The sequence below is a fragment of the Niallia tiangongensis genome (assembly GCF_044704065.1).
GTDB classification, from domain to species: Bacteria; Bacillota; Bacilli; order Bacillales; family Cytobacillaceae; genus Niallia; species Niallia tiangongensis.
In genome coordinates, this window is the sequence record NZ_CP162613.1 from 3,874,167 (window position 1) to 3,898,008 (window position 23,842).

At 34.9% G+C, this 23,842-nt stretch carries 23 protein-coding genes; 5 read left to right on the forward strand and 18 right to left on the reverse strand.

The window, feature by feature from the left end; all coding sequences use genetic code 11:
• Nucleotides 1–81 precede the first annotated feature (81 nt).
• Nucleotides 82–456, reverse strand: a complete 375-nt coding sequence (locus tag AB3U99_RS18650) for a winged helix-turn-helix transcriptional regulator (RefSeq protein ID WP_400243101.1) — start codon at nt 454–456, stop codon at nt 82–84.
• Between the two features lie 180 nt (nt 457–636).
• On the opposite strand from AB3U99_RS18650, the gene hxlA reads away from it, so the two are divergent.
• The gene (gene hxlA, locus AB3U99_RS18655; protein ID WP_400243102.1) at nt 637–1,269 is read left to right on the forward strand and encodes a 3-hexulose-6-phosphate synthase; all 633 of its coding nucleotides are present in this window, start codon (nt 637–639) and stop codon (nt 1,267–1,269) included.
• A gap of 4 nt (nt 1,270–1,273) precedes the next feature.
• Nucleotides 1,274–1,831, forward strand: a complete 558-nt coding sequence (gene hxlB, locus AB3U99_RS18660; RefSeq protein ID WP_400243103.1) for a 6-phospho-3-hexuloisomerase — start codon at nt 1,274–1,276, stop codon at nt 1,829–1,831.
• Between the two features lie 657 nt (nt 1,832–2,488).
• Here hxlB and AB3U99_RS18665 read toward each other — a convergent pair.
• From AB3U99_RS18665 to AB3U99_RS18700, 8 genes are all read right to left on the reverse strand, one after another.
• The gene (locus AB3U99_RS18665; RefSeq protein ID WP_400243104.1) at nt 2,489–3,067 is read right to left on the reverse strand and encodes a class D sortase; all 579 of its coding nucleotides are present in this window, start codon (nt 3,065–3,067) and stop codon (nt 2,489–2,491) included.
• A 29-nt stretch (nt 3,068–3,096) separates the two neighbouring features.
• On the reverse strand, nt 3,097–3,390 hold the full coding sequence (locus AB3U99_RS18670; protein ID WP_400243106.1) for a hypothetical protein: 294 nt from the start codon (nt 3,388–3,390) through the stop codon (nt 3,097–3,099).
• 72 nt (nt 3,391–3,462) lie between these two features.
• Nucleotides 3,463–5,091 carry a Na/Pi cotransporter family protein gene (locus tag AB3U99_RS18675; protein ID WP_400243108.1) on the reverse strand — a complete coding sequence of 543 codons (1,629 nt, stop codon included), beginning with the start codon at nt 5,089–5,091 and terminating at the stop codon, nt 3,463–3,465.
• Nucleotides 5,092–5,355: 264 nt separating this feature from the next.
• The gene (locus tag AB3U99_RS18680; protein ID WP_400243110.1) at nt 5,356–6,006 is read right to left on the reverse strand and encodes an ABC transporter ATP-binding protein; all 651 of its coding nucleotides are present in this window, start codon (nt 6,004–6,006) and stop codon (nt 5,356–5,358) included.
• A gap of 17 nt (nt 6,007–6,023) precedes the next feature.
• A complete protein-coding gene (locus tag AB3U99_RS18685; RefSeq protein ID WP_400243111.1) occupies nt 6,024–6,875 on the reverse strand; it encodes a hypothetical protein in 852 nt (283 codons plus the stop codon).
• Nucleotides 6,862–7,647, reverse strand: a complete 786-nt coding sequence (locus AB3U99_RS18690; protein ID WP_400243113.1) for a hypothetical protein — start codon at nt 7,645–7,647, stop codon at nt 6,862–6,864. The genes AB3U99_RS18685 and AB3U99_RS18690 overlap by 14 nt, the downstream gene beginning before the upstream one ends.
• Nucleotides 7,647–8,792 (reverse strand): DUF6034 family protein, encoded by a 1,146-nt coding sequence (locus AB3U99_RS18695; protein WP_400243115.1) that lies wholly within the window; start codon nt 8,790–8,792, stop codon nt 7,647–7,649. Before AB3U99_RS18695 ends, AB3U99_RS18690 begins: the two co-directional genes overlap by 1 nt.
• Nucleotides 8,793–8,876: 84 nt before the next feature.
• Nucleotides 8,877–9,281 carry a hypothetical protein gene (locus AB3U99_RS18700; protein ID WP_400243117.1) on the reverse strand — a complete coding sequence of 135 codons (405 nt, stop codon included), beginning with the start codon at nt 9,279–9,281 and terminating at the stop codon, nt 8,877–8,879.
• Between the two features lie 457 nt (nt 9,282–9,738).
• On the opposite strand from AB3U99_RS18700, the gene AB3U99_RS18705 reads away from it, so the two are divergent.
• Both AB3U99_RS18705 and AB3U99_RS18710 read left to right on the forward strand, forming a co-directional pair.
• Nucleotides 9,739–10,641 (forward strand): helix-turn-helix domain-containing protein, encoded by a 903-nt coding sequence (locus AB3U99_RS18705; RefSeq protein WP_400243119.1) that lies wholly within the window; start codon nt 9,739–9,741, stop codon nt 10,639–10,641.
• 279 nt (nt 10,642–10,920) lie between these two features.
• Nucleotides 10,921–11,628 carry a YoaK family protein gene (locus tag AB3U99_RS18710; protein WP_400243121.1) on the forward strand — a complete coding sequence of 236 codons (708 nt, stop codon included), beginning with the start codon at nt 10,921–10,923 and terminating at the stop codon, nt 11,626–11,628.
• 40 nt (nt 11,629–11,668) lie between these two features.
• Here the strand turns inward: AB3U99_RS18710 and abc-f are convergent, their stop codons facing one another.
• Nucleotides 11,669–13,591 (reverse strand): ribosomal protection-like ABC-F family protein, encoded by a 1,923-nt coding sequence (gene abc-f, locus AB3U99_RS18715; protein WP_400243123.1) that lies wholly within the window; start codon nt 13,589–13,591, stop codon nt 11,669–11,671.
• A gap of 321 nt (nt 13,592–13,912) precedes the next feature.
• The gene (locus AB3U99_RS18720; RefSeq protein WP_400243125.1) at nt 13,913–14,050 is read right to left on the reverse strand and encodes an RAxF-45 family protein; all 138 of its coding nucleotides are present in this window, start codon (nt 14,048–14,050) and stop codon (nt 13,913–13,915) included.
• Nucleotides 14,051–14,288: 238 nt separating this feature from the next.
• On the opposite strand from AB3U99_RS18720, the gene AB3U99_RS18725 reads away from it, so the two are divergent.
• Complete coding sequence (locus tag AB3U99_RS18725) at nt 14,289–15,269, forward strand: LacI family DNA-binding transcriptional regulator (RefSeq protein ID WP_400243127.1); 981 nt, start codon at nt 14,289–14,291, stop codon at nt 15,267–15,269.
• Between the two features lie 55 nt (nt 15,270–15,324).
• On the opposite strand, the gene AB3U99_RS18730 is transcribed toward AB3U99_RS18725, so the two are convergent.
• The 7 genes from AB3U99_RS18730 to AB3U99_RS18760 all read right to left on the reverse strand — a co-directional run bounded on the left by AB3U99_RS18730 (nt 15,325) and on the right by AB3U99_RS18760 (nt 23,485).
• Nucleotides 15,325–15,963, reverse strand: a complete 639-nt coding sequence (locus tag AB3U99_RS18730; protein WP_400243129.1) for a YesL family protein — start codon at nt 15,961–15,963, stop codon at nt 15,325–15,327.
• 70 nt (nt 15,964–16,033) lie between these two features.
• Nucleotides 16,034–17,320 carry a Gfo/Idh/MocA family oxidoreductase gene (locus tag AB3U99_RS18735; RefSeq protein WP_400243131.1) on the reverse strand — a complete coding sequence of 429 codons (1,287 nt, stop codon included), beginning with the start codon at nt 17,318–17,320 and terminating at the stop codon, nt 16,034–16,036.
• Between the two features lie 20 nt (nt 17,321–17,340).
• Nucleotides 17,341–18,258, reverse strand: a complete 918-nt coding sequence (locus tag AB3U99_RS18740; protein WP_400243133.1) for a glycoside hydrolase family 43 protein — start codon at nt 18,256–18,258, stop codon at nt 17,341–17,343.
• Between the two features lie 26 nt (nt 18,259–18,284).
• Complete coding sequence (locus AB3U99_RS18745; RefSeq protein ID WP_400243135.1) at nt 18,285–20,336, reverse strand: glycoside hydrolase family 65; 2,052 nt, start codon at nt 20,334–20,336, stop codon at nt 18,285–18,287.
• A gap of 38 nt (nt 20,337–20,374) precedes the next feature.
• Nucleotides 20,375–21,217 (reverse strand): carbohydrate ABC transporter permease, encoded by an 843-nt coding sequence (locus AB3U99_RS18750; RefSeq protein ID WP_400243137.1) that lies wholly within the window; start codon nt 21,215–21,217, stop codon nt 20,375–20,377.
• A 3-nt stretch (nt 21,218–21,220) separates the two neighbouring features.
• Nucleotides 21,221–22,123 (reverse strand): carbohydrate ABC transporter permease, encoded by a 903-nt coding sequence (locus AB3U99_RS18755; RefSeq protein ID WP_341099543.1) that lies wholly within the window; start codon nt 22,121–22,123, stop codon nt 21,221–21,223.
• A 66-nt stretch (nt 22,124–22,189) separates the two neighbouring features.
• Nucleotides 22,190–23,485 carry an ABC transporter substrate-binding protein gene (locus AB3U99_RS18760; RefSeq protein WP_400243139.1) on the reverse strand — a complete coding sequence of 432 codons (1,296 nt, stop codon included), beginning with the start codon at nt 23,483–23,485 and terminating at the stop codon, nt 22,190–22,192.
• Nucleotides 23,486–23,842 lie beyond the last annotated feature (357 nt).

Here is a 23,842-nt window from a genome sequence, read left to right on the forward strand (position 1 = left end):
CTTACAAGATCAGCTTTAATTTCCCATCTATCAAAGAAAAAACCCTCACAAGGAGGGCTGAATCTAATTGTATATATAAAATTATTTATCCAATGACTCAAGTTCCTTTATAACTGGAGGATTCTCTAGAACAGTGTCCATATAATTTCTTCCCCAGCTATACATAGCATCTAAAATAGGCATAAGGGATTCCCCCTCCTTTGTTAAGGAGTACTCCACTTTTGGTGGCACAACAGGGTAAACAACTCTTTTTATAATATAGTCATTTTCTAATTCACGCAATTGATTTACAAGCATACGTTGCGTTATACCAGGAATCAATGTCTTTAATTCTCCAAATCGTTTTGTTCCTTCTTTTCCTAAATGCCAAAGAATTAACATTTTCCATTTTCCACCAATAATACTTAAAGTTAACTCTTTCTCACAATTAAATTCCTTTCCTGCCATTCGTTCCATCAAAAAACCTCCTTCATCAAAAATACACTTAGTATACTTTTAGGCACTATATAAAAATAAAGTGCGTACTTACTTACATGGATTATAAAACGTATAATAAAGATTGTACAGAAATTAAACATATTTCAACACAGCTTAGCACAATATATAACGAAAAAAATGTAAAAGGAGCAAATCAAAATGAAATTACAATTAGCATTAGATCTAGTTAATATCCCACAAGCAATTGAGGTTGTAAAACAGGTTGAACAATACGTTGATATCGTCGAAATTGGAACACCTGTTGTCATAAATGAAGGACTTCATGCAGTAAAACAAGTAAAAGAAGCTTTTCCAAACGTTTCCGTTTTAGCAGACTTAAAAATTATGGATGCAGCTGGATATGAAGTTAGCCAAGCAGTTAATGCAGGTGCTGACATTGTCACTATTTTAGCAGTTGCTGAAGATGAATCTATTAAAGGTGCAGTTGCTGAGGCAAAAAAACTTGGCAAAGAAATTCTTGTTGATATGATTTCAGTTAAAGATATTAAAACACGTGCACAACAACTTGATGAACTCGGTGTTGATTACATTTGTGTTCATACTGGTTATGATTTACAAGCAGTTGGGAAAAACTCTTTTGAAGATTTAAAAGCAATTAAAAGTGTTGTGAAAAAAGCAAAAACTGCTGTAGCGGGTGGAATTAAATTAGAAACATTGCCTGAAGTTATTGCTGCACAACCTGATTTAGTTATAGTTGGTGGAGGAATTACTAGCCAAGAAAACCTAAGTGAAGCTGCCTCTAAATTTAAAGAGCTAATTGCTCAAGGATAAATCAATGAAAACAAGTGATTATCTTGACCGTGTTATCCAGGAGCTGTCTCAGGCTGGGACACTCATTGCTAATGAGGATTTAGAAAAGCTTGTTGAGCGTATTCTTCAAGCAAATAAAGTTTTTGTCTATGGCGCTGGTCGTTCTGGATTTATGCTTAAGTCATTTGCGATGCGAATGATGCATATGGGAATTGACGCTTATGTGGTAGGTGAAACCGTTACTGCTACCTATGAAAAGGACGATCTACTTATCGTAGGAACTGGGTCTGGCGAAACGAAAAGCATCATTACTATAGTGGAAAAAGCAAAAAGTATTGGTGGAAATATTACCGCTCTTACTATCTCTCCTGTTTCTACTGTTGGTAAATTAGCTGATCAAGTTGTTAAAATGCCTGGTTCACCAAAAGATAGAGGAAACGAAGAAGCCAAAAGCATTCAACCAATGGGTTCCTTGTTTGAACAATTACTCTTAATTGTCTTGGATAGTGTGATTTTAAAATACATGGAAATAAAAGAATTAGATTCCAATAAGATGTATGGAAAACATGCTAATTTGGAATAAGATTTTTCAAATAAAGGACAGAAAAAGCTCTTGAAAAATGCTTTTTCTGTCCTTTATCCTTATTAATCCGAACCCCCACCACAGCTTGAACAAGAGCTATCGGATGAACAGGAGCTATGGGACGAACAAGAAGAGCCAGAGCCACAGCTGGTGCAACTTGCAGAACTATCACTTCCTACTTTTAAATAACTTGCAAATTCCTCATAATGAAAATAAGAAACGGATAAAAAAGGAACAACCATAGAGTTAAATTTTTGTTCTCTTTTACTTTTCTCCATTTTGTCATATATGACGCTTTTTTGATAATCCCTTACTTTCCTTACTGTTTTTTTCATAGATGCGATAAGCGCGAGTACAGTATTTAAGTATTTCGTGTCACTTTTAAAATATAGATCAAGCAGTTCTTCTTCTGATAAATTTTTAAAGTCCTCAATAACAGTTGGATTCACCGGAAAAAGCCCTTATATAAATAGATATTCTCTTTTCTGATCAGAAAAAGCTCTGTATACACCCACTCAAAGAACCCTCGTAAATCGGGATCAGATTAAAGTTCCATCTTTACAATTTTTTAATATTTAGCCATGATAAGAGCTCCTACTAAAAAAAGGTACACCACTAACGTAGAGTGATGTACCAAATTATTTATCTATCTTATATTTACATTCTTTCTGCATAAATAATATATCGCTGCGGTGCATTTCCTACAAATCGGAATGGATAACATGTAGTTAAGATAAGCTCTTCTTTTGAATCATCTAGAGTAATAATCGAACGATCATCTGCCTCGACTATTTTTGTCGAAGTTATTTGATAAGAGAATTCTCCATATGGTAACACAATTTTAAGTTCGTCCCCAATTTCTAATTCTCCCGCTCTCCTAAATACTGTATCTCGATGACCTGACAAGACAATTTGTCCATTTTCATCTGGGTAGAAGCTGCCTTTATAATGGCCGACTCCTTTATCCAGATCATCTGGATCGGTACCTTCTACAATCGGTAATACTCCATCAATCTTATCGATTTCCAATAGTCCCACTGCATCACCAATAGATGGAACAAAGCGTTCGCTGTGTTTTTCTACCCATTTTTTATTCCCCTTGTTAATGGCTGCTTTCGCTTCTGATAAAGAATTCTCTGTTTGTGCTTTTGTGTCCATAATATTAAAGACTCCATAACCAATAAAAAGTACTCCTCCTACTATAAGTAGAAGCGATAACCATTTCGTCCATTTCATGTTTATCTTATACCTTTCTTCTATTATTTTTATAGAAAACAACAAACCCTCTCACAAACAATAATAAACCCTACGATGATTAAATTGTAAGTCATTGTCGCTGTATTTGGCAATAGATTTCCCTTTCCCTTCTCTTGCTGATTTACTGTATCCTTCTTGTCATCCAATGAGGTTTCTGTTTCATTATCGGATTCACCGTTTATGTTATCTGGAGTTTCTGGATTCTCTCCTTGATCTTCTTCTCCATCTTCTCCGCTGTTTTTCAGAAAAATCCTTTCTTGCTGGGTCAATAGTAAAATCAATATCCAAATAAGCCATTCCATATTCCAACGCTTGAACGATAGTAGAAGAACATAAAAGAGACCACATGAGAATGACTCATGTGGTCCTATGATTTATTTAGCGATTGCAATTGCCTCTGCAATATTGGCAGCATGATCGCCTACTCGTTCTAAATTACTGATAATATCTACAAAAACAATTCCTGCATCTCCACTACATTTTCGTTCATTTAAGCGGCTGATGTGCTTTTTACGATATTGTTTTTCCATTTTATCAATTTCTTCTTCATTTGTAATTGCCTTTTGAGCAAGTTCAACATTTTTAGCAAAAAAGCTTTCATAAGAAGTTTTTAACGTATCCACTGTAAAACGATACATTTCTTCTAATTCATTTTTCGCATCTGTGGAGAACTCTACTTTTTTATTGATTTTATATTCTACAAGCTCCACTATGTTTTCCATATGATCTCCGATTCTTTCAATATCTCTGATAGAATCAACTAAGATGGAAAACTCTTCACTTTCATGTGGCGTAAGAGCTTTGGATGAAAGCTCTACTAAATAGCTCGTAATTTCTTTATCTAAATTATTAATCCCTTGCTCATATTGCAATGCTTTTTCTTTATGCTTTTTTTCTCCAGTTTGTAAGTACATAAATGCTTCTTCTAAGCCTTTAATCGAGAAATCTTTCATTCTTTCCAATTCTTCCTTTGCTTGCCCTAAAGCGATGGAAGGAGAATGTTCAATAAAGGTTGTATTTAAGTGCTGCGGCTTTGTTATTATTGCTCCATCTTCTCCTGGAATTAGCTTTGTCACAAGCCATGCTAATGCAAAAATAAATGGGAATTGAATAATCGTATTAGATACATTAAAAATCCCATGGGCAAATGCAATGGTCATCGGTTCGTTTAATCCTAGAACACCTTGCAAGTACGTAATAAGATTAGTAAATGGCACTAAAATAATAACAAATATCACTGTTCCAATAATGTTAAAGAGAACATGTACCAATGCCGCTCTCCTTGCTGCCACAGAAGCACCAATTGCAGCAAGAACCGCCGTTATTGTCGTACCAATATTATCTCCAAATAACACGGGTAAAGAGGCATTTAAAGAGATAGCATCTGTTGAGAACAACTCTTGTAAAATCCCAATTGTTGCACTAGAGCTTTGGACAATTAAAGTTAAAACTGTTCCAACTACAACCCCTAAAAACGGATTGCTACTCATATTCAATGTTAACTCTTGAAATGCTTCTAATGAACGTAACGGCTTCATACCTTCACTCATTAATTCTAACCCATAAAACAATGTTCCGAATCCAAATACAACTTGTCCAAAAGCAGTAATTTTCGGATTTTTAAAGAAGAATAAAAGAACAGCACCTGCTGCAATGATTGGTAAAGCATATGCCCCAATATCAATTCCAATGATAAAGGCAGTAACCGTTGTTCCGATATTCGCCCCCATTATAACACCAATCGCTTGTCGTAAAGTCATAAATCCAGCACTTACTAATCCTACTGTTAACGCAGTAGTCCCAGAACTTGATTGGATTAATACCGTTACAAATATCCCGGCTAATACGCCCATAAAAGGGTTTGTCGTAAATCGATCTAAGATTTCTTGCAGACGATCCCCTGCAGCATTCTGCAAGCCGTCTCCCATATATTTAATACCAAAAAGAAATATCCCTAATCCTCCGAGAAACTGAAAGATCATTTCTTGATAATTTATTTCCAAAAGATTGTCCCCCTAAAACCTAATTCTTTTAAGACATATACCAAGTTATCATAACAACATCCGACAAGAATTTACACTATTCCAGAATATTATTTACATGAAATTAATATTTATTTACGAAAAATTTACATTCTGATTTCAAAAGATTAGTTGACATTTTTATTTCTATCATTCAATAGGAGATTAATTTATGAGAAGAAAATAATAAGGGGGGTAATACGTAAAAATAGAGGATGGCAACTAATGTCCCTCCTCTATGAATTATTATTTTATTATGGAGTTAATAACCTTTCCATGATCCATTTCATGAACTGTATCACAAAGGATTTCGATATCTTCTTTTCCATGACTAGCAAGGATGATTGTTTTCCCTTCTTTTTTTAACTCTAAAAGAAGTTTGCGAATATCTGCAACTCCTTGATTATCTAGTCCATTCATTGGTTCGTCTAAAATAAGAATACCAGGTTCTTCCATAAGTGCTTGCGCTAATCCTAACCGTTGTCTCATCCCTAATGAATATTTCCCAACCTTTTTCTTGCTTTTAGAATCGAGTCCAACTTTATCAATTGTAGCAAGAATTTGTTCTTTGGAGATTTTCCTTTTTATTGCTGCTAAAAATTTCAAATTAGTATATCCATCATAATTTGGAAGAAATCCTGGTGCTTCAATAATGATGCCTACATTATCTGGTACATCACAATCTTTTCCTATTTGTTGATCGCTTACTTTAATGGAACCAGTCGTTGGAATAACAAACCCACAAATACACTTTAAAAGCATTGTCTTTCCTGATCCATTTCTTCCTATTAATCCATGAATCTTATTTTTTTCTAATGATAAAGTAACTCCATCTAGAACCGTTGTTTCGCCAAATTTTTTACTTATATTATTTATCTCTATTGCTACTTGTTGCATTTGTTTACTCCTCTCTTTTAAATAGGTGGTAATACATGGATGGATTGTTTTCGATTTACCGTTATGGCTGAAATAATTAAGCCAATAATAAGAATAGCTAGACCAATATAAATATACGAAATAGATGGCATCTGGGTTGTCCCGTTAATGTCGATTCTATCTAAATTGCTCCATGAAACAGGTGAAAATTGATAGATGGAGGAATACCCAGTTACTGCAGCATCGAGTACAAGTAAAAAAGAAGCTATTAATACCCCCCACATCCTCGTATTTGATAATGAATTAATGACATAGATTACTAATCCCAAAACAACACCTACTAACCAAGACAGAAAAAATGTAAACCACATTGCTTGTAGAGGAGTGAAATAATATATAATATTTCTTGACACAAATGTTTTGAGTCCTATTACCGAAGAAGCATTCGTATTAGCAAGTGTTCCTAGTACTTTCCCCCAACTACTTGTAAATTGTATATGAGAAATATTAATAATAATAGTTAAGAACAGGAGAAATAGAAAGTATATACCAGAGGCAATTATAATATACGCAATTTGCCCAAGACTCCATGGAATCCGACCACTCCGTACGATTACATATGCTTGGTTATCATCAATAAATGGTGCATCACAAAAAAGCAAGATCAATGGAAAGAAAAATAATAGCTTAACAAATTTTTGTGTAAATAAAAATGGAAAAATCCATGGAGTGACCTCTATATTGATTGCTTTAGAAAATTCAATAATTTCTTTTGTGAATATTTGAGTAAACATGAAAAGTAAAATGGCAATAATCCATACTCGATAATCTACTAGCCATTTACGAAAGTTTTGCAAACAAACATAGCTTGCTACATTAAACAACTTCATTATTTATTCGCCTCTTTACTTGATATTGAAACAACAATCCTGCCAATGCTGAAAATGATACAAATACAAATATAAAATAGAATAAACTTATGTAAGGACCTTGATGAATGACATCTTCACTTCCTGTCAATTTGTAAAGATTTAACCAATCTGGTAGATAAAAATACGTTATTTGCTCCAAAAAATAACTTGCAATAACGGTTGAAGCAATCGCTACAAAGTGAATGGGAATAAAGGCAGATACAGTTAAACCAACAACACTCCATAAAGCTGCAGATAGACTAAACACAAAGCATCTTGCAATGAGATAACTAATAGGAAAATTACTTGTTGCTAGCGGTGAAAATGGAAGATATACTATATTTCCGAAATTTTCAATAGGAAAGATCGGCATTCTGAAAGACAATAATAAAATGAATAATAGTAATCCTAAAAATACTGTTATTAGCCCCGTTACAAAACAAGTAATGATTTTAGCCCTTATATATTTATTTATTCCAGAACGAATAATAACTGGCTTAATATACTGACATTTCCAATCAGAACAAAAACTTGAAACAAAAGGAATTGCCGCAAATAGGACGACAATTTTTTTAAACATGGCCAGCCCAATAAATATCTCGATCAAATAACTAACCGAAACCCCTGGCATTTTTAAAGAATCCCATACACTAATAAAACATAGTACAGTAACTCCAATAATAGCAAGATAAAAAACTTTCGAGGTATATACTTGCATGAAAGACATTGATAAAGCTCTTCTCTTCATCATCAGTATTCTCCCCCTATAAGGATTTCTTCACCAGTCTCTGCATTAAAAATGATAGAGAATTCAGATGAACTCTGAGATGTCCCCTTACTATCTGTTACCGTTATTTCTTGATTTGCTGTAAACACCCAACAAGGAACAAGCTCATATTCTATTCCTTTATTTTCAGCTATTACTGGCACATATTCTAAGGAAATTTTCGAAATAGTTACCAGATCCGTTAATAATGTATTCTCATATTTGTCTTTTAATTTAGTAAGTGCATTTTCGATGGAAATTGGCTTTATCTTTTCCTTAACGGTTTCACCAATATCATATATTCCATTTGCTGTCATATAAATTAAGCCACCCTTGTTTACAATACCTAGTATACGACTCCCAATCACAGGAATACCGCTACTGCTATTCAACGAAAAATAGCCTTTATTCGTAATATTTATATTTTCATAGCTAATTGGAAATATGACAGCATACGCTTCATCGTCTTTCTCCCAGTGGCGAGGATGACTGCCATCTTTCGTTTCATAGTCTTCCCACTCCTGTTCTAGCGTTTTCAAATCAAAAGCAATAACCTGTGGGTTACCTAATTGTTTAATTCCCAATTTCTCTGCAGTTTGCTTTACTTGATTAATCGCATCCTCTTTCGATATATGCTCAAGAGAAGTTGCTTTAAACACATTTTCTAAATCATCACGAACAAAATAGGTAGTATCCGAAATAACACTGTCGTATTCACGATTCATATAAAATGGTGTTCTATATGTAACAGAACCTAACTCTATACTTAGAGAAGAATCATCCGAAAGATCATAGTACTTATCTATATACTCAGGAAAGAAAGCATTCTGTACTTCATTTGTCTCTACTATTTTATTATTTACTAGAAATGTATCCTTTACTTTATCCTCATCAAATTCTTTTAATGAAATGGAACTTCTTTTTAAGTTAGTATTGTCAAAGCCGACTACTCTTGCTTTAATAACTAAATTGTCTTCTATTTTTTCTTCAATAAATTCAGGTGTAGCTTTATCCTTCTGATCAAGTTTTATCTCTTCGGATGAATTATTATTCTGTTCTCCGTCTGGAAAGCAAGCAGTCAGAATGAAAGGTGATAAACAGAAGAATAATAAGACTAATATCTTTTTCACTATGAAACCTCCACTCTAGGAATATTTAAAAAATAGATCGTCACAGGTAAACGATCTACGATTTTAAGCTAAGTGCTCAAAATATTAAGAGTACCAATATCCTTCTGCATATACTGAATATTGATCAGTATCAGCTTGAAGAACTAATGATGTACCTTTTCCAGCATATGTGTGATAACTATTCACAATTTTAGATGCATTATTTGGAGTTACTCGAATAAAGTTAGTATACGATGTAGAAGAAATACTCGCACTACGTTTCACTCTATAATAAAATTGATCAGTACTAATAATATTGTGACTCGTTGTATAGATATATGCATTTTGCTCATTATCATCTTTGGGATTTGGAGCAGAAAATGCTACACCATCATTTGCAGAAGGAGTTACACTAAAAGAATAATTTTTTTTCGCTGCAAATGCAGAAGGTGTTAAAATAGTTAGAGCAGTTGCGAAAATAAAAGCAAAAGAAATTAGTTTTTTTCTCATTTAAAATTCTCCTCTTTAATAATTATTATTTAGAATCTATCAGTGACCTGTATGGCAGATTGCTAGCGAAAATGAAAGTAAAAATATTGTTTCTAGAAATAAACCTCATAATCATTTAATATTATTTTAAAATAATTGCTTTGAATTTTATTAATTTGCATATGGAAGTTCTGTGACTGTAATTGTATTTTCAGAAGAAAATTCTATCTGTACATTAGTATTATTTGTGTAAAATAGTGTAAAAACTAAACCCACAGTAAAAAGACTTTTTATTATTTTCTTCATTTTTTCTATTCCTTTCTGTATATTTCAAATCCTAATTTTAGGGCATAATTAAAAACACTGTATTTTACAAATTCACTGAATTTTCACCAATAAAGTACAATATTTAAGTATTTCCCCCTATTTTTGTTGTACAATATGAAGATAGGAATATTTTTGAAGGAATGATAGATATATGGATAATAAAGTTGGCCAGGAAATTAGAAGATTAAGAAAATCACTAAGTATAACGCAAGCATCCTTAAGCGAAGACATATGTGACCAATCGATGATTAGTAAAATTGAAAAGGGAGAAACTTATCCCTCTGCATCTATTTTATATCAACTATCCAAAAAACTTGATGTAGAAATGGAACATTTCTTCCGATTTTCAAAAATCCCCAAACCTGACTATGTTCATCATTTTTATCAATTATTGCGAAAAGCTGTGCAAAAGAATGATTATAAGAACGTGGAAAAGCTAATTACTAAAGAAGAACACCACCCCGTATTTAAACAACCTGAATTACAGCAGGTTATTCTTTGGCATAAAGGAATGGTCTCTTATTATGTATACCAAAATTTTCAGCATGCTGTTGATTTATTAAATCAATCTTTAGCTATCAGTAGGAAAAGTTACGAGAACTTCTTACTTTCAGAGAGAGAACTTGAGATTATAAATACATTAGCTGTCGTACATGCGGAAAAAGAAATGTTTGAAAAAGCACATGAGTACTATATGGATGCATGGAATGTATTGAATAGAAAATGGACATTAAAGGATCCAACCATCTATATTCGGGTTATTTATAATCTTGCGAAAGTAAAAACGAGATTAGGAGATAAGGAAAATTCTATTAAACTATGCAAAAAGGGGATTGACTATTGTAAGGAAGAAAACCTTATGTATCTTTTAGGAGAGTTGACTTACCATATTGGCTATAACTATGAAGTTCAAACAGAAGATATGGAAAAATGCTTTGCATACTATCATAAGGCAATCACCATATTCGAACTCCAAGGTAATGAAACACACAAAAAATTTATCTCAGAAAAAATTAATAAACTATCGATTAATCTTCCAACTTCCAACTCCTAAATTTAGGAGTTTTTTTGAATAGTAACTGTTAGTTTATTTATAAACATATTGACTAAAAATGATAGACAACTACATATATACACCTTGATTTAGATTTAACGATATCATATCCTCTAAAGTACCCTCTCCTCCCTTTTTATTCTTTTCTATTATTTTACACCAACAATAAAAAATTCGGTTTTTGTTCAAATAAATATTCCATGATTTATGGTAAGATTATAATGTTTTTCCTAAACATTTTTACTGGAAAGAATTATCCTGCAAGGAGCGTAATTATTCATGATTGATAAAATCAAACCAATACCTTCCTTATCTTCGAATTCCGTATTCTTAGCTGCTCTATTAGGAATGGTTGGTGGTTTTTTAGATGCTTATACATTTATTAGTAGAGATGGGGTATTTGCCAATGCACAAACAGGGAATATCGTTTTATTCGCGGTCAACGCTGCAACAGGTGAATGGGCGGAATCCCTCCATTATATCCCGCCATTAATAGCCTTTGTCTTAGGAGTCTTGGTTTCTGAAATTGTCAAAATACCATCTCTAAGGGAAATCCTATATAGCTATAGACGATCGATCCTTATTTTAGAATGTATCGTCTTAATTATAGTCGGATTTTTGCCAACATCTGTTCCGAATATCATTGTTACAACCAGCATCTCTTTTGTATCTTCTTTACAAATATCGACATTCAACAAATTAGATAAATGGGCATATAATTCAACAATGACTACTGGGAACCTAAGAACTGCTACTCAAGCTGCTTATGCTGCTTTTACAAAACAAAGTCACGAGGCGAAGGTCCAATTTAAAGAGTTTTCCATTATTATCGGCTCCTTTTTATTCGGGGCATTACTAGGAACCTTTACAACCACTCAATTTGGCAATAAAGCCATATGGGTATCGGCAATTATTCTCATCGTCGCATTAGTTCTTTATCATAAAGATAAAGGGTATATTCGTAAACGTTGTACAGATAATTTATAAAAAAGGAGAAAGGCTGAATGATTGACAGCCTTTCTCCTTTTTACTTACGATTCATAAGCCCATATAGTTCCTCCCACTGCCTTTCAAGCTCCTCCTTTTCAGAAAACAATTGCTCCAATTTACCCCAATCCGTTTCTATTTCCATTCTTTTCTCTAATTCTGCAATCTCTCTTTCCACTCCTTCTACTTCCTTTTCCAAATAAATTTGATTAAAAGAAGCTTCCCTCTCCTGTTTTTCCTTAATCGGTGCTTTCTCTTTTTTTGATCTTACGGAATTACTTAGTAGATTCTTTGACGTTTCTCTTTCCTTTGACTTTTCTCTTTCCTTTGACTTTTCTCTTTCCTTTGACTTTTCTCTTGCATACGTATAGTTCCCCTCATAACAATGAACTCCCTTTTCTTGAATCCAATAAATCTTTTGAAATAGCTTATTTAGAAAATAGCGATCATGGGAAACCGCAAGAATCGTGCCATCAAAATCTTCTAAAGCCTCTTCTAATACTTCACGGGACTCTATATCTAAATGATTCGTTGGCTCATCTAGAATTAATAGATTGATTTCTTGATACATAAGCTGGGCTAAGCGAAGCCTCATTCTTTCTCCTCCACTTAAATTGCTTACCTTTCGAAAAACAGAATAACCATAAAAGAGGAATTGAGCTAAAATATGCCGTGCCTCTCCCTCTGTCACATGCACTTCATTTCGAAAAGCTTCGATCACTGTTTCCCCTTCCATTTCCATTAATACATGCTGAGAAAGATAGCCAATTTTCACGTTACTTCCAATCTTAACTTCACCTTTATCTGACTCTAATTGTTGAAGTATCATCTTCAACAAAGTTGATTTTCCCGATCCATTCTCTCCAATTATTGCCGCTCTTTCTTTATAGCTTATTTGCATTTGAACTTGCTGAAACAATAGCTGGTCGCCAAAGCTTTTTGATACATTCTTCAGCTGAATAACATCCTTCCCACTTCGGTCACTTGCTTCCATATCGAAATTCATTTTCTTTCTATTTATAATAGGGCGAGCTAGTTTTTCCATTCTTTCAATAGCCCTTTCCATATTTCTCGCTCGCTTATGCAACCCTTCATTAGGCGGATTTGCCCGATTCGCCCATTCACGAAGTCGTTTGATTGCTTCTCTCATTTTCTTGATTTTCTTTTGCTGTTCCTCATATGCCTGAAACTCTCTTAAAAGTTTTTCCTCCTTTTCCTTTGTGAAATTTGTGAAATTAGTATGATAGGTTGTTACTTCTCCATCTTCTAAATCTACCACCTTTTGAATCACTTCATCTAAAAAGTAGCGATCATGGGAAACCACTAAAATGGTACCATTATAATCCTGAAGAAATTTCCCAAGCCACTCGACTGCCATTAAATCCAAATGGTTCGTCGGTTCATCCAATAAAAGAAAATCAGGTTCTTGGAGGAGTAGCATCGCTAAACCAACCTTTGTTTTTTCCCCTCCACTTAAGGCTCCATATTCTTTCATGACTAACTGCTCGATTTTTAGCCCATTAACCATTTTCTCTATTTTTGCTTCCATTTCATATCCACCAGCATTCGTAAAATACTCCTGCAATTTTCCATACTCCTCCATTAATAGCAATAGCTGTTCTGGATTGATATTCCTCGCCATTTCCTGTTCCATCTGTTTCATCTTCCCTTCTATCGTTTCGAGGTCAGAAAATGCCTTTTTTAATACTTCCTTCACCTTCATAGATTGTTCATACTCCGGAATTTGTTCTAAATATCCAATCTTTAATCCTTTCTTCCAATGGATTTGTCCAGCATCGGGGGTTTCCTTTCCTGCAAGTAATCGAAATAATGTGGTCTTTCCGCTCCCATTTCTTCCAACAAGACCAACTCTTTCTTTTTCCTTTATTTCTAATGATATGTCTTCAAATATTGTATTTCCTCCGTACATCTTCGCTACATGATTGACACTGCAAATAATCATAATACCGCTCGCTCCTTTTTCTATGATTATCTCTTTTCCCTGACTCTTTCATGGACGGTTTAGTCCACTTTTTAGCAACGCAAAAAAGCCATGGAAAAACAAAGTTCTCCATGGCTTTATTTAAGGAAAAAGATAGGTACACTTTTTACTTAAATATAAATACCTCTAAATGTACTTTTAGAAAGAGCCATATATAGTTGCGTACTGGCTCCTTTCTATTAATAAATGACATTCCATTCTGCTTTGGTAAAGCCATTAAAAAAAGAGCGCATGAAAATGCACTCCTTTAACCGTCCATATAGATGTGGGTAAGAGATGTTTTCACTGTTTTAGTTTGCTATTTAGTTGTTTAAAAAAGGGCACACTTATCCCGTTAACAACTACAATCGCAAATTTTGCACGGTTAATATATAGACTTTCTATCATATAACCTTGCACTAAAACAGTTGAACTTAACATCCTTCCCACCTCTTTTCTTTTATAAGTTAGTTTTATTATATCTTTTTAAAACATCTCACACAAGAGAATTAATAAGAAAAATCAGTAATATTGGAATCGTAGCATTTTTCCTTTAATAATTTAAGCATGATTCCAACCTTTTAGAAGAAAATCCTCCTTGTTAAAAAAATAAAAACTCGATATAATATGATGATAACAACGTTGTTATTTTTCGTTTAGTAAATCGGGGGAATGAAAAATGAGTGTCACAATTAAAGATATCGCTAAAACTGCTGGTGTAAGTTATTCTACAGTATCAAAGGCACTTCGAGATAGCCCATTAGTAAAAAAGCCTACGAAAGATCGAATTATAGCAGTGGCCAATGAATTAGGCTATCAGCCAAATGTGGCCGCTAGAAGTCTTGTATCAAAAAGATCATTTACAATTGGCGTTGTATGGCCAACCATTGAACAAACCGTTCTTTCTACACTTATTACAACAATTAACAAGAAACTGGAGCAGCTTTCTTATACGACATTAATATCGATTAATGAAGTAGAGTCAGCTTTAAAAATCTTTAATCGTTATCAAGTGGATGCCATATTAGTATTTGATTCCAGTCAATCCATCGATTCCTATACATCAGATGTTCCTATTGTCACTTATGGACTAGCAAACAAAGAAACAGTCTATCCCATCATTGATGTGAATCGTCTAAAATCTACTTACATTGCTGTACAACACCTTCACAATATCGGGCATCGTTACATTAGCTATATTGGGGAAGTTGAAAACGAAGAGCTACAAAGAGAAAAGGTAGAAGGCTTTACTCAAGCTATCTCCAATCTAGGATTACCATCTTTTCCAGATCAAATAGTGAAGGTACAAGATTTTGACCAATACGATGGCTACGAGGCTACTAAACAATTACTTGCTACCACTAAACTACCAACCGCTATTCTCACTGGTAGTCATGATCTTGCTCGAGGTGCCCTTCAAGCAATTTACGAAAAGAAGCTCTCCATCCCAAATGATATTTCTATTATTAGTTATGATAATATTACAGCAATAGACCGTTTCGATACTCCATTGTCTACCGTAGGAGTGCCATTAGATAAAATAAGTGATAAGATAATTGAAGTATTAATGAATGTTATAAGTGGCAAAGAAATTGAAACCACCATTTTTCTTGAACCAGAATTAAGAATAACTACTTCTTGTTCAAATCCTTTAAAATGAATGATTCTACAAAAAAAACGAGGAGCCATGTTAGTTTCCTCGTTTTTTCTTGTAGCTACTTATTCGCTTTTACTAAATCCATTTGTCCCTGATTATTTATTTTTAAAAACCCTCTATATGCAGGCCACATGACAATTACGCCAATTACACTCATACTAAAAAATAGTAAAGTCGCCGGAATCTTCATATATACAAAGGTAACAGCAACACAGCCTAAAATGATTACTATTGTTCCTCCAATATTGGTTATCCCTAATATCAGAGCATACTTCACATATTGAAAGCCTTTGAGCTCGAAATGAACATAGGTCGGAATCAGATATAGAATAGTGATTAAGTAAAAAAGACTTAAAATACCAAAAATGATTAGGATGCTTTTAGAAAGGAGAGAATTGATGGAACTGAAATAATAGATATCTACAGCTAAAACAAAGCCAATTATTCCTAGCACAAGACCGATGACATTTATGCCGACAAAATCGCGCTTATAGCATTGCCAAAATGTTTGAAAGATAGAAATATCCTTATTTCCCATTATCCATTTCCTTATGACAGTAAATAGTGCTACTGTTGCAGGAAACACGCCTAAAATAATGCCACCTAACAATGAAAATCCAATCCATAAAAGATTTAAATAGGCTAATTTCATAATCATATCTGACCCACGATAAATACTATTGGCAAATCCGCTCACTTTTTAGCATCTCCCTTCAACCATCCAATAAAGCTAGCACTATTTTAAACTAGTAATCAACATGATTAAACTAAAATTTCACTAAGGAATCTAATTTAACAGGCTTTCCAGTTTTAATGGAAATATTTCCTGCAATTCCTGTTAGGATGGATTTCACACCATCAATATGTGTGGCTGCACGATTAAATCGATCCTCGACTGGCTCACCAAATATATCGCGAAGTAATACTGGATCTCCCCCACCGTGTCCTCCTTCTCCTTCTTCTATCTCCACTTCATAAGGCTTTCCTAGCATTGGGTGAACCGTAATAGATTTTGAGGATAATGCCCCTTCTTCTTCTTTATTTCCACCAGAATTGACATATGATTTTTCTACTACATTTACTTCTATTCTGCCCTTTGTTCCATTAAAGGCAACATTAAAGCCTTCCCAAGGTGCATAAGCATGTAAGGAATAAGTAAGAATCGCTTTATTTTTATACTTAGCGATTAAACCTAAAGTGTCTTCTGTGCTAATTCCATCTCCAAAAACGCTTTGATCGCGCTGATATCCATCTTCCTTTTCAGCATGCAGATACATTTCCTTTAAATGCTCATTTTCCTCTAAATGCAAAGCAAAATGATCTGATTTTGCATATTCACTTCCATATGCCCTTTGATAGAAATGGGTCTCCCCTCTCTTTTCGGCATTTTCTCTTCCGTAAAACATTAAGTCACCCATTGCTAAAACAGTATCTGGATAAGACTGCAACCAGAAATTGACGAGATCGAAATGATGGGTCGATTTATGAACAAGTAACCCCCCACTATTTCGTTTGTCACGATGCCATCTTCTAAAATAATCCGCTCCATGCTCTGTATTAAGAAGCCATTCAAAATGTACTGCATGAACATCCCCAATGACACCATCTTCAATTAACTCTCTTATTTTCGTATTATGCGGGGCATACCGATAGTTAAATGTTACACGTAGCTTTCTGTTTGTACGTTCAACCGCCTCTAAAATAGATTGCGCTTTTTCTTCATCAATCGTTAAAGGCTTCTCAGTAATGACATCACATCCCATTTCCATTGCCTTTATAATATATGTATGATGCGTCCGATCCATCGTAGTAACGATACAATAATCTGGTTTTAGTTCTTTCAGCATTTCTTCAAATTTGTCTGCTTTATACGTTGGAACAGCTTTATAATCATACTTCGTTGCTAATAAATGATTCGCATAATCCATTCTCGTTTGATTCAAATCACAAAAGCCTACTAAATCAGCTGTTTCTCTAAAATCACGGGCAATTGCACCATAAAAAAACTCTGCTCTTCCTCCAGTTCCTACTAATGCATATGTTTTTTTAGTCATGTTTCATCATCCTCCTAAATCTATCTTTTGTTAAACTTACACTCACTCTCACCCATCACTTTGATTCTTCCATTATCATTAATTTCTATGTCTAAGAACAGTGGACGTTCATTCGGTGTGTCATTAGGAGCATGTAGGGTTAACTTGAAATCTCCTTCAAAGGTTTGAAAAATCATTCCATGCCCACCATTATTCTGATAGATTGCTTCGGAATCATGCTCCCATGGTCCTTGAATAGTACCAGTCCTAGACCGTGAAATACCTTGTGCATAGACATTATTGATAAAACTCGCCCATAGCATTCCTAATTCTCCGTTAGGAAGTGTGATGACAAACGGACCATCTGTCACATAATTGTTTCGCCCTGGAAATCTTTTGTGTTGAAAAGAAGTTGGCCATCTTGCTTCCGAAGCACGGAATAGAATAATAGGATCTCCAATCACATCCACTAAATTATCTTGAAGCTGCACGGCACAAATTTGCCCATCACTAACCTGAACCCATTCATGGCAAAACACTAGCCAAGGTTTTCCATTCTTATCGATAAATAATGTCCCATCTAATGAATACCAATTTTCAGGTGTTAAAGGTGAAGTGCTATGGGGTTTAAACGGTCCCATAAGCTGATTCGATACGAGGACACCTGTTCCTCTACAACCATTATCTTTTCTAAGAAAGGTTGCAAACATATAGTATTTTCCTTTATATTCATGTACTTCTGGCGCCCAAAAATTTTCTTCCGAATAAAAGTCTTCCTCTGGACGAAATACTGGATAAGGTCCTTCCCAATTATCTAAATCAGGACTTACATAAACATCAAAGCCTGTTCCTTTTCCCCAAATATTTTTATCCGTACTGCCAAATAAATAATAATTTCCTGACTTTTGATCTGGAAATATAAACGGATCACGTATTTGGATATCTTGTGTTTTTACCATGCTTTTTCCCACCATTCTAAGTAAACTTATAAAATAGGATGTAGCCCTTCCCACTTTACTTGCCATGTTCCATCTTGCGGAAATCCTTTTATATGTTGATCTTCATTTCCACGCCACCCACATGCCATCATAGCTACAGCAGTTAATAGCCCACCATTTCCCGGTAAATAACAAGATAAACTACTATTTTGATAGTTATGCCCATTTGGTAAATACATATTTTTCACTTGATCCATTAATAGAAAATCAACTGCTCTTTCACTATCACCAAGGCGTGCTGCTGTCATTGCACACATAGGAAAGTCCCATCCCCAGGCAGTTTCCCATTGCCATTCTTTTTCTACACGTTCTAGTGTTTGTTTCATTACTAGAGGATCAATTAAGGTGCCTTCTAGTATTCCAAGTGCTGCCACCATGGATGGATGATCGTGATTACACTGTGTAAAGGTATCCACGCAATTTTCATGGGCTAAATATACTCCATTTATTTGAGGTGGTTTTGCTACTGCTCTCGCTACCTCTAGCCATTTAGGGTTAGCTTTTCTTCCTAACCTCTCCACCCATTCAGTGGCAACTTCTAAACCATATTTCCAATACTCTAATTCATATGGTGGATTTAAACTTATTGCTGGATCATGACACTCCTGCGCTGGAATTAATGGAGGTCCTAATATATATGCCTCTTTGTCTTTATCCCATACTGCAAAAGATGCCATAAAGTCAGCTGTTTCTATAATAATTTCTTCCCATTTTACTAATAGCTCTTCCTTTGGATTAGCTTGATAGCATAATTCAGCTAAGGCGATCGGATGTGGTTGCTGCCAAATCAAAAGAGGTGCAATTGGTGATGGACTTTGTTTGCCATCCACTCCAATCATTTTTGGCCATCGCGCCCCTTCATAGCCTTGCTCTTTAGCTAAGTCTTTTGCAATAGAAAGATGTGATACATACCAATCCATCGCTTTTTCAACGATTGATTCACGTCCCCATAATGCAAAATGGGCGACATGCCACCAATGCATTTCCAAATGGAACTTTCCAAACCAGCTATTATACATATAACCCGTTTCCTGTGGTGGTGCAGTTCCACTATCATGAATGGCAGTTAAAAATTGCGATAAGACCACTCTACGCTCTAATTCATTCGCTCTCGAATCAGTACTTCCAGAAAAATCAATCGCTCCACCGCTATTCCAAAATTCTTCCCAATGATTCTTACTAGCGGAAAAAATTCGATCATAGGAGTGATTTGTTGGTGCGTGTTCAGCAAAGCTCATCGAAAAGGAAAATTCCGCTGTCTTATTATCAGGAATAAGCACATATCGCTTATTGCTATCTTTGGTTAATTGCCCACCCGACCATGTCCAGCCTACCTCATAACTATCTTCATCCATATGTCTACGGAAAAAAACAGATGACTCCGTTTGTCTCAGCACCTCTATTTGATTTAAGGAATATTCCTTTGGAAAAATTGATTCTTCCCATTTCACCGATGTCATTTCTGGAGAGGGGAATGACAAGGTTATTTGTAATTGACTAAGTGAAATCAAAGGAGAACATATATGAACACCAATTTCATCTGATTCAGGATGACAAATCGTTACAACAGAAACAGGTTTATTTTCTAAATAAAAGGTGCTTAATAAAGTCCCTTCCCATAAATTTAACTCTTGGTCAATATTGTAAATATCGTTCATCTTCGCTTCCTGGTTATCTTCCTTTAATAAACGAAAGCCAATGATACCAAGATGGACACGATGCGGATTCTGCCTCAGCCAATGATAGGCTTCTTCCTCTTGCTCCTTAGGAAACAATGGATATTCTACCACTCGGCCATATGTATCCAACCTTTGCTGAGTAAGCTGTTCTTTCCTATACAAATCTCTTCCACCAGAGGAATGCCATCCCCATTCGGATTGTGTTCCAAGTGGTACCTGATATTCTTTCGGGAAGGATTGCAGCCCTGTTATATCTGCCGAAAAGGCAAAGCTTCCATTCCCAACGGATAATGGCGCTAGGTTTTCTACTCGTTTATATTTAGGATGATGCCTTGTTACCACAGCCTTACGATTAATCATATGAATAGCACCTCTTTAAAAATTGTAGGGAGTCCAACTTATCCTTTTATACCAGTAGTCGCAATACCTTCCACAATATATTTTTGAAAGATAAAGAAAATAATCGTAATTGGTAAAATAGAAAGAATGGACATCGCAAACATCGGTCCCCAAGCAGATTGCCCTTGTGAATCTAAGAAAAGTTTAAGTCCTAATGTCACCGTATAATTCGATGTAGTATTTAAGTAAAGCATTTGACTAAAGAAGTCATCCCATGTCCATATAAAAGAGAAAATAGCCGTTGTAATAAGAACCGGTGTTGCTAATGGGAGAATAATCCGCAAATATATACGGACAATTCCACATCCATCCATAATTGCACTTTCATCTAGATCTCTTGGAATCCCACGAATAAACTGCACCATTAAAAAGATAAAAAAGGCTTCTGTTGCAAAAAACTTAGGAACCGTTAACGGTAAAAAAGTATCGATCCAATCAAGATAGTGGAAGATGGCATATTGTGGTACCAAGGTAACATGAACCGGAAGCATTAAAGTTGTAAGCATGCAAATAAACCATAATTTTTTTAACGGGAATTGCAGCCTAGCAAATGCATAAGCAACCATCGAACAGGAGATAAGATTTGCGACAACATTTATGCTACTTAGAAATAAGGAATTTTTAAAAAATGTGCCAAAGCTTAAATCCTGGATAACGTACCAGCCTTTAGCATAGTTTTCGAGTGTGAATTCCTTTGGCCATAGTCCTTGCTGGCTAAAGATGAGAGCTTCTGGCTTCAATGAACTGGAAAGCAGCCATAAGACAGGATATAGCATTAGAATTCCGATGAAACTAACAACTAGATAAACAAAAGCTCTTTGTATTCTTCTTTTTACATTCATCTGCTATTTCCCCCCTGCATCTTCGTAATACACCCAATATCTAGAGGTGATAAATAAGATTCCTGTAATGATCGCTAATACAAGTACAAGTATCCACGCCATTGCAGCAGCATAGCCCATATTGAAAAAGGAGAAGCCGTTTTGATATAGGTAAAGCGTATAAAATAAAGTAGAATTAATCGGTCCGCCAGTTCCTCCGCTAATAATATAAGCAGACGTGAAGGCTTGCAGTGACTTAATGACTTCCATAACGAGGTTGAAGAAGATAACTGGTGATAGCATTGGCATCGTAATATGGATAAAGGACTGGAATTTATTAGCCCCGTCTATTTCTGCCGCTTCATATAGGTTTTCCGGTATTTGCTTTAGGCCAGCAAGGAAAATAATCATCGAAGCACCAAACTGCCAAATAGATAGAATAACCAAAGTGTACAAGGCATAATCCGGATGGGAAATCCAAGCCTTTCCTTGTATACCAAAGAGAGATAAAAAAGTATTAACTAAACCATTGGAATCGAACATATTACGCCAAAGAATCGCAATTGCAACACTTCCGCCTAATAAAGAAGGCAAATAGTAAATAGTTCGATAAATACCAATTCCCTTTAAACCCTTTTTCAGTAAAAGTGCTACCAATAGAGCAGAAAGTAATTGGGTCGGGACAGATAACACAACAAATTTAGCTGTTACGTGTACAGAATCCCAAAAATTATCATCATCAAAAAACATATTTTTATAGTTTTCTAAACCAATCCATTCTGGTGCATTTAACAAATTATAATGGGTAAAAGATAAATACAATGACGCAATCATCGGACCTAATACCAAACCGAAAAAACCGATGAGCCAGGGTGTTAAAAAACCGTATGCAATCAGACTATTTTTCGTTTTCGCTCGTAATGACATCCCTATCCCCCTCTATTAATCTAGTTCAAGAAGATCGGTATATTACCGATCTTCTTTCCCATACCGTTACTTCGAATGTCTCTCGATTATCTTATTTAATTCTTTAAAGTATCTTTCAGAAGCATTATCGACAGAATCCTTTTCAAATGCGATGGTTTCCACTGTTTGCTTATAAAGCTTTTGTTCCTCTACATATCCTGGGTAAAGCGGTGTATATTCCGCATCTGACGTTTTTGTGACAAGATCAATATAATCTAAGACAACTTTATCTTCATCTGCAGCAGATGCGCTTACTTGTTCACGAACCTCAGAATTAACTGGAATACCTCTATCCATCCCTAAAACTTCTCCTGCTTCGATATTATTAACAAAGAAATCAAGAAACTCAGCAACTTCTTTCGGATGCTCCGTTTTTGCATTTCCAGCTAAAAATTGGCTTGGCAATAGCGTTACTCCATTTTTGCCTGTTTCGCCATCATATGGAGGAATATGGAATGTCAACTCATCCTTTGTTGCACTGTTATAAGCAGAATACTGGTTCGAGAAAATAAATTGCATTGCAACATCCCCTCTAACAATTAACGATTGTGCAGGATCATCTTGGTTTTGTGTTTGTAATTCAGCAGGTGCTGCTGCTCCGTTCTCTCTCATATCTTGCCATAGCTGGAACCATTCCTTTGCATCCTGCTCTTCAAATCCAACTTTTCCATTATCATAAGCAACCTTATCTCTTTGTGCCAAGAACATACCAAAGCCGTCTTCATCAAAGTCTAGGACACCATACTTCTTGTCTAATGCCGTCGTAATCTCTTTTGGCGTTTTCTCTAAATCTTCCCATGTCCAATCATCAGCAGGTATCGGCACATTCGCTTCCTCAAATGCTGTCTTATTCATCACTAAACCACCAGCATTCACACCAAGAACTACCCCGTAAAATTTGTCATCATAAGTAGCAGCCCTAATCATGTTTTCAGGGTGTTTACTTAATTCAAGTTCCTTCCCTATGTATTCATCTAGAGGCAAGACTACTCCTTTAAGGACATAGTCATTTAAATTTCCACCAAATTGAATGATATCAGGAGCATTTCCAGAAGCTAACTGTGTATCTAATTTTTCAAAGTATCCTTCAAGACCAGAAAATTCAGGCACAATTTTCACATCTGGATGTAATTTTTCATATAGTTTAATAACTTCTTGTGTCTTTTGTGATCTTTCTTGACCACCCCACCATGTGAATCGAAGTTCAATTTTGTCTCCATCCGCACCACTAGATTTACTAGAAGAGCTTGATTGATTTGAGCATCCAGTAAAGACGAGTAAAGCAGACATGACTAATAAAATCCAAGTAAAGCTTTTTTTCATATAAATTCCCCCTTTTTGACAAAAATTTAAAATACCCTTTTGAATAAGGAAAGAGTGTCAAAACGATAAAACCTTGATAATGATAGTAAGCTCATTCTGTTAGTAAACGATTTCATTTTAAAGGAATATACTTTTTACAGTTTAATAATGTTATAGCCAAGATGAATTGAAATAATAAAACGAGGTAAAACCGATAATTATAAAGCGGTTTCAATAGTGAATAAAAAAAGAATTGAAAAATAACAACGTTGTTAATTTTGATTATAAGATATGTTCCATTAAATAGCAACCATCATTTTCAAGCTTTCTATTTTGTTATTTGTCTTACTTAATAAATTAGTAACTTTGTACTACCTT